The sequence below is a fragment of the Corynebacterium sp. MSK004 genome (assembly GCF_030232515.1).
Classification (GTDB): Bacteria; Actinomycetota; Actinomycetes; order Mycobacteriales; family Mycobacteriaceae; genus Corynebacterium; species Corynebacterium hesseae.
In genome coordinates, this window is record NZ_JASPKB010000007.1 from 142,851 (window position 1) to 155,771 (window position 12,921).

Consider the following 12,921-nt stretch of genomic DNA (forward strand, 5'->3'; position numbering starts at 1 on the left):
CCTTTGTCTCCATGTTTCCTCTCGAAAGGACACACATATGAATATGAAGCTCCGCAGGACCGCCCTCGCAGTGGTCACCGCCTCTGCCCTCATCCTCACCGGCTGCGCCTCCGATGGCGGCTCCGGCTCCGATGGATCAGGCAATTCCGCCTCCGGCGAGAAGCTCGACGTCAAGCTGGACGGCTCCTACAACCCCAAGGACCGCTCCGAGCTCAAGGAGGGTGGCGAGCTGCGCTTGGCTATCGACGAGATCTCCCAGCAGCAGAACACCTTCCAGGCCGACGCCACCTCATACACCCTGAGCCTGTGGAAGTACTACAACCCGCAAATTGGCCTCTTCGATGGCGCGGGTGAGTTCCACGTCAACAATGACTACATCACCGACGTCAAAGACGAAGAAAAGGACGGTAAGACCGTCGTCACCTTCACCATCCACGAGAAGGCGCAGTACAACGACGGCACCCCGATTGACTGGAAGGCCTTCGAGAACACGTGGAAGTTCAACAACGGTGAGAACAAGGACGTCAACGTTAGCGCCACCGACGGCTACGAGCTCATCGAGTCCGTCAAGCCGGGTGAGAACGACAAGCAGGCCGTCATCACCTTTAAACAGGCCTATCCGTGGTGGCAGGGTCTGTTCAACGTCCTGCTCCCGCCACAGGTTGACTCCGCGGAGAAGTTCAACGAGGCCTACCTGGGCAAGGTCCACCCGGAGTGGGGTGCGGGCCCGTACAAGGTCGAAAGCGTCGACTTCAAGAACGGCAGCGCTACCTTCGTTCCGAACGAGAAGTGGTGGGGTGATAAGCCATTCCTAGACAAGGTGACCTACCGCCAGATGGAGGACCAGGCCTCAATCAACGCGTTCAAGGCCGGCGAAATTGACGCCACCGGCGTGGCCAACAAGGAACGCCTGGCGGCCGTAAAGGACATGCCAGACGTTGAAATTCGCACCGCCATGACCCCAGGCAAGAACCTGTACACGCTCAACTCCAAGAACGAGATCCTCTCTGATATCAAGGTGCGCGAAGCCATCATGACTGGCATCGACCGCGCCACGCTCTCCGGCATCCGCTTCAACGGACTCAACGGCTACACCGAGGACCTGCCAGGTTCCTTCAACCTCTACCAAACCCAGAAGGGCTACGAGGACAACGTCGGCGCAGTCATTTCTTTCGCTCCAGAGAAGGCCAAGTCGCTCCTCAATGAGGCCGGCTGGAAGGAAGGCGGCGACGGCATCCGCGAGAAGGACGGCAAGAAGCTGTCCATGCGCTACACGCTGCTGGGAGATTCTTCCATCAGCAAGGCCATGGCCACCGCCACCCAAAAGATGATGAAGGATATCGGCGTGGACCTGAAGGTGGAGGAACGCCCAGTCTCTGACTTCTCCGAGATCACCTCCAAGTACGACTTCGATATTCTGCCTATGGGTTTCTCCTCCGGCGATCCCTTCGGTGTCGCTTACTTCGGCCAGACCTATCGCACCGGCTCCCAGCTCAACCGCTCCGGCACGGGCACACCAGAACTGGACAAGAAGATCGACGAGCTATCCCAGATCGCTGACCCAGATGAGCAGATCAAAAAATCCAATGAGCTGGAGAAAGAGGCCCTTGCCCAGTACGGCATCATTCCTATCTTCAACGGCCCGACCATGGTTGCGACCCACCCCGATATCGCAAACTTCGGCGCCAACTCCTTCGCCGTCATCGAGGTGGAGAACATCGGCTACACCAAGTAAGTAACGGCCGCCTAGCACCACCCAAGGCAGCGAAAGAGGGCCTTCCCCAAGCGGGAAGGCCCTCTTTTTATGTGCTGAGCTTAGTCTTAAGCGCTGTGCTTAGTTATTGCCCTTGTTGAGCTGGTTGCGCAGCTGGTCAAAATAGTCGCGCGCGCTCTGCGGCTGGTTATTGCCCTGCGGCGGGGAAGGGAAGCTCGGAATCTGGCTAAAGCCCTGGCCCTGCTGCGGCGCGTTCTGCACCTGCTGCTGTGCTTGTTGCTGTGCGCGCTGCGCCTGCTCCATCATCTCAGCTTCGCGGCGGGCGCGCTCGTCGCGCTCACGGCGCTCCTGCTCCTCGCGGCGGCGACGTGCAGCACCGGAATCCTCGCGGCTGTGCTTGTTGTCGGACAGGGAAACCGACGGCTTCGGCGCTTCATTAATAGCGTTGGTGGACAGCAGTGCGTCGCGCATACCGCCGAAGAGATCCTGCATGCCACCCGGGTTAGACGGCATGTAGAGCACATTGGTGTGGGCGCGGTCGGCCACGTCTACCATGGCGTCGAGGTACTGGGAGACCAGCATGAGGGTCTCGGGGTTCTCTTGCACGCCGGCAGCACGCAGCAGCTCATACTGCTGAGCAATACCTTCGACGATCTCCTTACGCTGGTCAGCCACACCGCGGCCCTGCAGCTTCTTGGCCTCGGCCGCACCTTCGGCCTCCTTGACCACGCGGATCTTCTCGGCCTCTGCCTGGGCAACGGCTGCCTCGCGCTCACGCTGTGCGGCGTTAATGGAGTTCATGGACTCGCGCACGCGGGCATCCGGGCGGATATCGGTGACCAGGGTATTGACAAAGTTCCAGCCGTAGGCGGCCATGTTATCGCGCAGGGACATCGCCACGTTGCGGGCGATGGTGTCCTTGGAGGAGAAGGAATCATCCAAGTCCATGTTGGCAACCGAAGAACGGACATTGTCCTGAACATAAGCCACGATCTGCTGCTCGTGGTTAGACAGGGTGTAGAAGGCCTGACGCTCTGCTCCCTGCACTACCTCGTACTGCACGGCGACTGGGATCTGAACGAAGACGTTGTCCTTGGTCTTGGTTTCCACCATGACATCGAGCTGACGGATCTGCAGGCTGATCTTGGCGCGCACGCGGTCAACGTAGGGCACCTTGAAGTGCAAGCCCGCGTGAGCAACGTTCACGAACTTACCCATCCGCTCAATGATGGCGGCCTCCTTCGTCCGGACGATGTAGAAACCGTCGAAGGCGGTGGCAATAATAATTAGAAGAATCACGCCGATGACGATGAGTCCGCCCATAGGCTTATCCTTTCTGCTTCGGTTGGATTTTCCTAACCAGTTTGCCACACGGTGACCACCACCACATCTTGGGGGAGATTGCTCCCCGAACGCACTCGACGCACGTTAACGCTCGTCAGCCGCCCGGAAGAGCTCGCCCAAAATCCCCGCGCCGTCTTCGCTAATACCGTTGTGCTGGAAGCGGTTGGTCACCACCGGGCGCAAATCGCGGTAGGTCTCCCCCGTGGCCAGGGAATTTTCGAAGGGCACGAAGATATCGTCAAGGTAGATGGCGGCGGAGGCGATAACGGGGGCGTCGGCAAGCGCGGCAGCATCGTACGGCGAACTTGCCCACTCGTGGACGGCGAGCTCCTCGGCGGCCTGCTTGAAGGGGCGCAGCGCCGGGTCCTCGTCGAACTGCCAAGGGAAAATGTGCTCGCCGGTCAGATAGGTGCCTTCCTCGGCGAACTCGGGGAATTCCTCGCGCACACGGTGCGCCGCCCAGCCTGTGACGGCCTGGCCGCCCACGCCACCGTAAATGGACTCATGGATGGCCGCGTAGAGAGGCCCAGCCTGGAAGCTCACGCGGCTACCGACGTTGTTGAGGAAGTCCGAACGCAAGCGCTTCTCGCCGTTCACGGTGCGGAAAGGCTCCTCCAGCAGGTAGCCCAGAGAATCGAATCCGGTACCGCGGCCCAGTTCGATGCCGATAGTGCGGAAGCGGCGCGAGGACAGGCGCTCCCCTGTCGGCAGCAGCTCTTCCGAGTTGTCCAGGTGGTGGATGAGCTCCTCGATGCGTGCTTGAGCCCACGGGAACTGGGCATAAAAGCGCTCGTGGCGGACCTTGAGCTTGGCAAAGGTCGTGCGGTAGAGAGCATCCGCGCCCTTGGTCAGGGTGGGCAGGCCGCCGGTGAGAAAGGCACGGCCGATGGAATCGGGGAACATCGAAACATAGGCGGTAATGATGAAGCCGCCGAAGGATTGGCCGTAGAGATCCCAGGAGTCCTCGCCGAGGTGCTCGCGCAGGCGCTCGGCATCGCGCACGATATTCTCCTGCCGCAGCTGTGCCAAGCGCTGCGCCGTGCGATCCTCAGCCGGGCTGAGCTCATCGATGCGGTGGCTGCGCCCGGTGCCGCGCTGGTCCATGAGGATCCAGCGGTAGCGCTCCAGGCCCTTGCCGATGAGCCCGGTGGCACCCGTCGGCCGCGGCGCCGGGAAACCCGGCCCGCCCTGGTTATAGAGCAGCGCCGGGTACTTCTCACCGCCCGGCGGGATGATTTCCCGGGCGTAGAGCTCGAACTCCCCCGCGGCTGGATTGTCATAGTCCCAGGGGACGGTGATGATGTGTTCTTTGATGGTGTGGCCGAAGCGTTTCATGCTTCTAGTAGACCACGAAACCTTCCTTGCGGAACACCTCGCGAATCTTCTCCACGTCTTCCGGCTTCGGCGGCTTTGTATCCTCCAGGGTGTACGGGTAGCCCAGCTCGTGCCACTTGTCCGCGCCCATGTTGTGGAAGGGCAGCACCTCGACGCGCTCAACGTTGCTCTTCCAGCGGGAGACAATTTTGGCCACGTTGGCGACATTCTCGGGGCTGTCGGTAAGCCCCGGCACCACCACGAAGCGGATCCAGACCGGCTTGCCTATGGCGTTGAGGCGATCCCCAAAGTCGATCGTCGGCTGCAGCTCGCGGCGGGTGACCTTTTTATAGGTCTCCTCGTCACCAGACTTGACGTCGAGCAGCACCAGGTCGATGTTGTCTAGATCCTCATCGCGCAGGCGCGCGCCGAGGTAACCCGAGGTGTCGATCGTGGTGTGGATGCCTGCATCGTGGACTTCCTTGAGCACACGCCGTGCGAAGGCGATCTGGAAGAGCGGCTCACCGCCCGAGATGGTCAGGCCGCCCCCGGAAGCCTTGAAGATGGGCTTATAGCGTTTAATGCGCTTGACCACATCCTCGATGCGCTCCAACGTTCCGACCTTCATCTCCATGGTGTCGGGGTTATGGCAATACTGGCAGCGCAACGGGCAACCCGACATGAACATGGTCATGCGGGTTCCGGGTCCATCCACGGCCGTCACCAGCTCCCAGGAGTGCACGAGCGCGACATCGCCAGAGCGGCGGGCCTGCATCAACTCCGGGCGGGTGTAGCCCTCGAGGTCATTATCCGTTCCTAAACCGGCGGCGGCGCCGCGCACCTTCTCCCCTTCTTCAGGGTTGAGGTGCACGACGCCGGTAATGCCATCTGCCATTTAGGAGCCCTGGTGGAAGGTACGGGAGATGACGTCGAGCTGCTGCTCGCGGGTGAGCTTCACGAAGTTCACCGCGTAGCCGGAAACGCGGACCGTGAGGTTCGGGTACTTCTCCGGGTGCTCAACGGCGTCCTCCAGGGTGGACTTGTCCAGGACGTTGATGTTGGCGTGGTAGAGGCCCGAGTTCATGTTGTTGGCGGTGCGGCTGGCCTTCATGGAAGCGAGGCGCTCGTCGAAAGTTTTGGTTGCCATGTTGTGTTCTCCTTAGGAAGTGGTGTGGATGTGGTCTATTCGGAATCCATGATGAAGCCGGCGTCGAGGACGCCCACCAGGTTGGTGATGCGCTCCTCCGGGGTGCGGCCCAATCCGGACGGGGTGATGGTGTTGGTCAGCGAGATGCCGTCGAGTGCATCCTTGTAGTCCAGCTTGCCTACCGACAGCATGGAGGCAACCATGCCGTGGCTATCCGCGCCGTTCTCCGGGTTGGCACCCGGCGCGAACGGGGTGCCCGCCTCGTGGCCGGACGGGAAGGCACCGGTGGCCTTGCCGTAGACCACGTTGGAGGTAATGGTCAGCACCGACTGGGTGGGGATGGCGTTGCGGTACATCGGGATGGCCTTAATCTTCTCCATCACGGTGTGAACGATGGTGGCGGCGATGTCATCGGCGCGGTCGTCATCGTTTCCGTAGAAGGGGAAGTCACCTTCCGTCTTGTAGTCCACGATCAGCCCGGAATCATCGCGCACCGGGTAGACCTTGGCGTACTTGATGGCGGAAAGCGAGTCAGCCACGATGGACAGGCCCGCGATACCGCAGCCCATGGAGCGCACGATATCGGAATCATGCAGCGCCATCTCGATGGCCTCGTAGGCGTACTTGTCGTGGCAATAGTGGATGATGTTGAGGGCCTCAACGTAGGTGCCCACAACCCAGTCCAGCATCTCCTCGTACTTCTGCCAGACCTCGTCGAAGTCGAGCGGTCCATCGCCCTTAATGGGCTCGTAACCGTCGACGACCTGCTTGCCACTGACCTCGTCGCGGCCGCCGTTGATGGCGTAGAGCAGGGCCTTCGCAGCGTTGACGCGGGCGCCGAAGAACTGCATTTGCTTGCCGACGGCCATCGGGGACACGCAGCACGCAATTGCGGCGTCGTCGCCCCACTGCTCACGAATCTGCTTATCGGACTCGTACTGGATCGAGGAGGTCTCAATCGAGATGTGGGCGCAGAATTCCTTGTAGCCCGCCGGCAGCTGCGGATCCCAGAAGATGGTGATGTTCGGCTCCGGGGACGGGCCCAGGTTGATCAGTGTCTGCAGCAGACGGAAGGAAGTCTTGGTCACCATGTGGCGGCCATCGTCGCCAAAGCCAGCATCGGACCAGGTTGCCCAGTACGGGTCACCGGAGAAGATCTGGTCATAGTCCTCGGTGCGCAGGAAGCGGACGATGCGCAGCTTGAGCACCAGCTGGTCGATGATTTCTTGGGCGTCTTCCTCGGTGATGATGCCAGCGGCAAGGTCGCGCTCGAAGTAGCAGTCGAAGAATGCGGAGAGGCGGCCGATGGACATGGCGGCGCCGTCCTGGGACTTAATGGAGGCGAGGTAGCCAAAGTAGGTCCACTGCACTGCCTCGTGGGCGGTCTTCGCGGGCTTCGAGATATCGAAGCCATAGGACTCAGCCATGACCTTGAGCTTCTTCAGAGCCTTGATTTGCTCTGCGTGCTCCTCGCGGTAGCGTGCCCAGTGCTCGGAGAATCCGATATCACCGACTGCGTGCTTGGATGCCTCCTTCTCAGCGATGAGATAATCCACGCCGTAGAGGGCCACGCGGCGGTAGTCACCAATGATGCGGCCGCGGCCATAGGCATCCGGCAGGCCGGTGATGATGTGAGAGGAACGCGCTGCGCGGATGCGCGGGGTGTAGATATCGAAGACCGCGTCATTGTGGGTCTTGCGGTAGCGGGTGAAGATCTTTTCTACGTCTGGGTCAACTTCCTTGCCGGCCTCAAAGATAGCCTGCTTGACCATGCGCCAGCCGCCGTTGGGCATCATGGCGCGCTTCAGCGGAGAATCCGTCTGCAGGCCCACAATGACGTTGTCGTCCTCACAGATGTAGCCGGCCGGGAAAGCATCGATATCGCTCGGGGTGTGGGTGTCCACGTCGAAGATGCGCTTCTGGCGCTCGATGGACAGGTAGTTCTCCTCCAGGTGATTCCACACATTCTTGGTCTTCTCGGTGGGTCCAGCAAGGAAGGAGGAATCCCCGTCATAAGGGGTGTAGTTGCGCTGGATAAAATCACGAACGTCAATGTTCTCAGTCCACGGGCCGGGCTCGAAGCCCTTCCATGCCTCGAACTGCACGGACTGTTCAGTTGCGGTGGTCACTATATTGACTCCCTTCGTAGTTCACACGACGCGTAATGCTTAGTCGCAGAAGGGCTTTAGGTGACTTCAATTCACGGGCAATTCGGTCAACCCGTTTCGTCACCGAACCCCTCTCTGTAGCCCATAGTAGGGGTAAAGACGCACAAGCTCATATCGGCAAATGCGGGCCGCGCACCACCAAGGGTGCCAGTGTGAGCACTGCACAGGTCAGCTCCGTCATAGGTAACGGCCGTACGGTTGGATGCGGGGGTAAAGTACCCCCTGACGTGGCCTTTCCCACACTTTTTGGGGCGAGCTCTTGGTGCGTGTCCTTGCCGCGCTCTATTGTTATGCGCAGTATCCTCGTCTCGCTTTTTAGCAAGGAGCCTCCCCGCGTGTCCGACATCGCAACCGCCCCTCAGCCCACACACCCGGTCGACGCCGTCCCACCAGCCCCGAAGTTGGCAGCGCTCGGACTCCAGCACGTCCTCGCATTTTATGCTGGCGCGGTCATCGTCCCGCTGCTTATCGCGGGCTCGCTGGGGCTGGATGAGGCCACAACGATCCACCTCATCAACGCCGACCTGTTGACCTGTGGTCTGGCGACGTTGATCCAGGCGGTGGGCGTCGGCAAGCACATCGGCGTTCGCCTGCCCATCATCCAGGGTGTGACCACCACGGCGGTCAGCCCCATCATTGCTATCGGACTCAGCGCGGGTGACCAGCCGCTGCCTACGATTTATGGCGCAATTATTGCCGCCGGTATTTTTACGTTTTTCGCCGCGCCGGTCTTTGGACGAGTGCTCAAATACTTCCCGCCGATTGTCACCGGCACCGTGCTCTTGGTCATGGGTACATCGCTGCTGGCGGTATCTGCAAATGACTTTGTCAATTACGCCGACGGGGTTCCGGCCGCGCGCGATCTGCTGTATGGCTTCGGCACGCTGGCCATCATCATCGTGGTTCAGCGCTTCTTCCGCGGTTTCCTTGGAACGCTGTCGGTACTGCTTGGTTTGATCATCGGCACCGCTTTGGCACTCGTATTGGGTGATACGTCCTTCGACGGCGTGCGTGAGGCCGACGCCATCGGCATGACCACGCCTTTCTATTTCGGCATGCCGCGCTTCGACATCATGGCGATTCTCTCCCTCATCATCGTCATGATCATCACCATGGTGGAGACCACCGGCGATGTTTTCGCCACCGGTGAGATTGTGAAGAAACGTATCAAGCGTGATGACGTCGTGCGCGCCATCCGCGCCGATGGCCTCTCCACCACCCTGGGCGGCGTGATGAACTCCTTCCCCTACACCTGCTTCGCACAGAACGTCGGCTTGGTTCGCCTGACCGGCGTGAAGTCGCGCTGGGTGGCGGCATCGGCAGCCGGTTTCATGATCATCCTGGGACTACTGCCCAAGGCCGCCGCCGTGGTGGCGGCTATCCCCTCCCCGGTGCTCGGCGGTGCCTCGTTGGCGCTCTTCGCCAACGTTGCGTGGGCCGGCCTGCAGACCATTGCGAAAGAAGACATCACCGACGGCCGCAACGCCGCCATCGTCACGACCGCGCTGGGCTTGGCCATGCTGGTCACCTTCAAGCCGGATGTCGCTACTGCTTTCCCGGAATGGGCACAGATCTTTGTCTCCTCCGGAATGTCCATCGGCGCAATTACGGCGATTCTCCTCAACTTGCTGTTCTTCCACGTCGGTGCGCAGTCGGGTGATGATGTCAGCCGCCTCGACGGCGCCGGCGTCTCGCTTAAGGAGCTCAACGAGATGGAGCGCGACAGCTTCGTCAGCGCCCTGCGCCCGCTCTTTAACAACGAGACCTGGCCGCTTGAGGCCGCCTGGGAGCTTCGTCCCTTCCAGGACGTCAGCCAGCTGCGGGAAGCAATCCAGGTTGCGGTGCTCACCGCCCCGAGTGAGAAGCACCGTGCACTGATCCACGACTACCCGGCGATGGATGAGCTGCTGCTTGTCGACGCTGACTCGGCCGCCACCATCTCCGCCGACCGCGGTTCCCTGGCCCTGGATGACCTCGATGATGTACAGACGCAGCAGCTTATCGACGTTTCAACGGCCTACCGCGAGCGCTTCGACATGCCCTTTGTGGCATACCTGGACACCAACGACTCGGCCGACCGCGTTATCGATGCGGGCGTGCGCCGCTTGTCCAACTCGGATGAGCTGGAACAGCGCGTGGTCTTGAGCGAAATCATCGAGATTGCCAACGACCGCTTCGACATCCTCCTCGCGGACGCCAACCCGGTACGCGCTTATTGGGACCGCAAGTTCACGGAGGTGGAATGAACATAGTTCATTCCACGTACAAGGCCACTCGACGTTAATAGGTTCATTCCACGTACAAGGCCACTCGACGTTAATAGGTTCATTCCGCCTTCAAGGTCACTTGGCGGGCGAAGGTTTGTGGAACTCCATGGTGACCTGGGCTTCGGAGTCCACTCCGCGAATGATGCCTTCATAAAAGCTGCGGGCCTGGTCTTGGAGGAGCTCGCGATTGTCGTTGATGTCCTTGCGCTTCTTATCGGCGCTGAGAACGTCCGACACCGTGGAGGCAGCGTCGAGCGGCTGCGTGGTCCAGCTCAACACGCCGTTGTTCTCCACGGCGGTCTTGAACTCCTCGTCGGTGTGCCCGATGAAGATAAAATCCGGGATGTGGACCGTATAAGCATGCTCGCCAGTTTCGGTGACACGGACTTCCTTGCCCTCAATACCGAGCTTGGCTTTGTAGGAATACTGCACAAACTGGGTGCGGCCGGTCCACGGAACCCTCACGCCAAATACCTGCCCGGCGGAGGACTTCTCCGTGAGTCCTTGGATACCGAGGCTAAGCAAGACGACTTGCTCCTCGCGCTCGACTGCGTTGATTACCTGCGAAGTGGTTGACTCTACCGGCGCGGTGTACACCTCATGTGGTTGGCGCACGGCATACACACCTAAACCGGCACAGGCGAGTGAAAGAAGCACCACCAACGCGATGAGCGTGGTGCTGAGTTTGCGAGGAGACATGAGGCTTAGCCCTTCGTACGTAGTAGAGATAGCTACGCTCCAGATTAGTCTCCGCAGATTTAGTACACGTCACCTGCAGTCACCGAGACGAGAGCCTGCTGCTCAGCGAAAGCAGCAAAAGCCATTAACAGGGTGTCGATATGCGTGCGCAGGTGACGATCCATGACCACCGAGCCCGACTTCCGAAGGCGCTCTTCGGCGACCCCGTTGACGTCGCCAAGCACCAGCACAACCTGGCCGGGAAGAATACCAGCGAATTCTGTGGCGTCGACAATCACGCCGTCGCACGCACGCGCTTCCGCTTCGCTACCGATCCACCGGACAGAGACTCCTTGCGGCGCATAAGCGGCGATGTCATCAGCGAGCCGTTTGCTCATCATAAGCCCAAAGGTTATGGTCTTGCGCATTTCAATCATCTTCCTTAATCGTGCATGACGTGGCTTTTTACCTTGACAAGCTACAGATTAAAGATTGAAGCGTTCACCGACCATGGTCATTTCATGCCGATACAATCAAGCCCATGGACAAGGAAGAACGCCAGCGCAGAATCATTTGGGCCGTTGACTCAGGAAGCAAAACGGTCAGCCAATTACAAGAACTCACCGGAGCTTCCGCTATTACCATCCGCCGCGACCTCACGGCGCTGGAAGAAGTAGGGGCCCTCGAACGATTTCACGGAGGAGCACGCCCCGCGGTTCGAAGGGGCGCCCGCTATCCCCTGGAGGTACGCAGAAAAGAGGATCCCGCCGGCAAACGGGCGATTGCTGCGGAGGCTGCCCGCCTCGTTGAACCAGGCTCCTGCGTACTCGTTGACTCAGGGACAACACCAACTGCCGTTGCCCGCAATCTCGCCGGCATGGACATCACAGCACTAGCGATGTCCCTGTACGCGGGCGCAGCATTAGCCAAGACGCCGGGCAGTGACGTCATCATTCCCGGCGGAACCGTCAACAGCGACGATCTTGCGGTGTACGGGGCGGAAGCGGTTGAAACAGTCCTGTCCATGCGCTTCGACCTCGCGATTGTCGGAATCTGCGCGTGCACTCCGTCGGTAGGCCTTATGTCCCCGAACCTCACCGAGGCGACCATTAAGCGGGCCTATTTCCAAGCCGCCCGACGAGTCATCGTTGTCACCACACCAGAGAAATTCACGCGCATGTCAGCCCACCGCGTGGCCACATTTGATCAAGTAGACACGGTCATCACAACGACTGACCTATCCCAGGATCTAGCCCAGGATGTGGTCGATGCCGGCGCCAACCTCACGATGGTGCCGGTGGAAGGCGCCTAAAGCTGGAACTTTTCGACGATTTCAGTGCGACGCTTGTGCTCCATCCAGAAGGACAGGAACGGGACAACACCGGCAAGCGCCGTGGTGAACAACTTGCTCACCGGCCACATGACGCGCGGCCCAAGAACCAGGATGGAGACGAGGTAGACCATATAGGCCACGCCGTGGGCTTGGGCAATGAGCGTGGCCCACGACGGCATTTCCATGCCTACGCCGTACTGCAGGATCATGCGCACAACCAAAATAAGAAGGAAGATACCGGTAACCGTGGCGGCGATGGAAAAGAACTTCAGCGGACCACGAATGCGGGCCTGGCGGTCTGGGTGGACGGCGTTGCTCATTGATTCTCCTCTTCGGTGCCGCGACGGCGGCGCTGTTTGTTCATGGCGTTGAAGGTTTCCACATCAACCTGCGGCCGAGGTGGCAGGAAATCCTCGTCGATCTTGGTCACGGCTTGTTCCTTGGTTGACCTCACGCTCTTTGCTTCATACTGAGCTGGTTCTTCTCCCCGCTCGAGGGCTTCGTTCTCTGCATCGATACGCTCATTCTCGTAGCGCATAGCGGTGCGGTATGCGTAGACCACGAACACCGCGAAGAGCGGCCACTGGAAGGCGTATCCCAGATTTTGGAAGGTTCCCGAACCGGAGCGGAACCGAGTCCACTGCCAATAGGCAAGGAACAAAAAGAGCACGACAAAGAACACGATGAGGACGATGTGCCACCATCGAACCTTCATCCGCTTTTTCGGTGCTGGGTTGGTGCTCACCCACAACAGCCTACCCACCACGCCGTGAAAAGTGGATTTCCTTCCGCGGCCTGCTGCCCTGTAGGCTAGTGGACGTTGCGCAGAGAAGGTAGTACTCCGCAGCAACAAAACCAGCGCCCGTGGCGGAATTGGCAGACGCGCTAGATTTAGGTTCTAGTGTCTTATGACGTGTGAGTTCAAGTCTCACCGGGCGCACAATTTCAAACCCCGC

General features: G+C 60.0%; 12 protein-coding genes and 1 tRNA gene. 4 read left to right on the forward strand and 9 right to left on the reverse strand.

Annotated elements, in window-relative coordinates; genetic code table 11:
• The first annotated feature begins 37 nt into the window (after nt 1–37).
• On the forward strand, nt 38–1,735 hold the full coding sequence (locus QP999_RS09805; protein WP_284848218.1) for an ABC transporter family substrate-binding protein: 1,698 nt from the start codon (nt 38–40) through the stop codon (nt 1,733–1,735).
• A gap of 99 nt (nt 1,736–1,834) precedes the next feature.
• Here QP999_RS09805 and QP999_RS09810 read toward each other — a convergent pair whose 3' ends face one another.
• The 5 genes from QP999_RS09810 to pflB form a co-directional block, all read right to left on the reverse strand.
• The gene (locus QP999_RS09810) at nt 1,835–3,037 is read right to left on the reverse strand and encodes an SPFH domain-containing protein (RefSeq protein WP_284848219.1); all 1,203 of its coding nucleotides are present in this window, start codon (nt 3,035–3,037) and stop codon (nt 1,835–1,837) included.
• A 105-nt stretch (nt 3,038–3,142) separates the two neighbouring features.
• Complete coding sequence (locus QP999_RS09815) at nt 3,143–4,393, reverse strand: alpha/beta fold hydrolase (protein WP_070561424.1); 1,251 nt, start codon at nt 4,391–4,393, stop codon at nt 3,143–3,145.
• Between the two features lie 4 nt (nt 4,394–4,397).
• Nucleotides 4,398–5,267 (reverse strand): pyruvate formate-lyase-activating protein, encoded by an 870-nt coding sequence (pflA, locus tag QP999_RS09820; RefSeq protein ID WP_143335370.1) that lies wholly within the window; start codon nt 5,265–5,267, stop codon nt 4,398–4,400.
• Nucleotides 5,268–5,519 (reverse strand): autonomous glycyl radical cofactor GrcA2, encoded by a 252-nt coding sequence (gene grcA2, locus QP999_RS09825; RefSeq protein WP_070525314.1) that lies wholly within the window; start codon nt 5,517–5,519, stop codon nt 5,268–5,270.
• Between the two features lie 35 nt (nt 5,520–5,554).
• On the reverse strand, nt 5,555–7,648 hold the full coding sequence (gene pflB / locus QP999_RS09830) for a formate C-acetyltransferase (RefSeq protein ID WP_070530034.1): 2,094 nt from the start codon (nt 7,646–7,648) through the stop codon (nt 5,555–5,557).
• 374 nt (nt 7,649–8,022) lie between these two features.
• On the opposite strand from pflB, the gene QP999_RS09835 reads away from it, so the two are divergent.
• Nucleotides 8,023–9,933, forward strand: coding sequence for a solute carrier family 23 protein (locus tag QP999_RS09835; RefSeq protein WP_070561427.1), 1,911 nt, complete (start codon nt 8,023–8,025; stop codon nt 9,931–9,933).
• Nucleotides 9,934–10,029: 96 nt separating this feature from the next.
• Here QP999_RS09835 and QP999_RS09840 read toward each other — a convergent pair whose 3' ends face one another.
• A complete protein-coding gene (locus tag QP999_RS09840) occupies nt 10,030–10,653 on the reverse strand; it encodes a hypothetical protein (RefSeq protein ID WP_284848220.1) in 624 nt (207 codons plus the stop codon).
• A gap of 59 nt (nt 10,654–10,712) precedes the next feature.
• A complete protein-coding gene (locus QP999_RS09845; protein WP_232755607.1) occupies nt 10,713–11,060 on the reverse strand; it encodes a hypothetical protein in 348 nt (115 codons plus the stop codon).
• Between the two features lie 113 nt (nt 11,061–11,173).
• On the opposite strand from QP999_RS09845, the gene QP999_RS09850 reads away from it, so the two are divergent.
• Nucleotides 11,174–11,944 carry a DeoR/GlpR family DNA-binding transcription regulator gene (locus QP999_RS09850; protein WP_070561429.1) on the forward strand — a complete coding sequence of 257 codons (771 nt, stop codon included), beginning with the start codon at nt 11,174–11,176 and terminating at the stop codon, nt 11,942–11,944.
• Here the strand turns inward: QP999_RS09850 and QP999_RS09855 are convergent.
• Nucleotides 11,941–12,285, reverse strand: coding sequence for a DUF3817 domain-containing protein (locus QP999_RS09855; RefSeq protein ID WP_070522386.1), 345 nt, complete (start codon nt 12,283–12,285; stop codon nt 11,941–11,943). The two genes, QP999_RS09850 and QP999_RS09855, sit on opposite strands and share 4 nt — an antisense overlap.
• Entirely contained in the window at nt 12,282–12,680 is a 399-nt protein-coding gene (locus QP999_RS09860) for an SURF1 family protein (protein WP_070522389.1), read from the reverse strand. The genes QP999_RS09855 and QP999_RS09860 overlap by 4 nt, the downstream gene beginning before the upstream one ends.
• Nucleotides 12,681–12,823: 143 nt before the next feature.
• Here QP999_RS09860 and QP999_RS09865 point away from each other — a divergent pair.
• Nucleotides 12,824–12,905 (forward strand) — tRNA-Leu (locus tag QP999_RS09865).
• Nucleotides 12,906–12,921 lie beyond the last annotated feature (16 nt).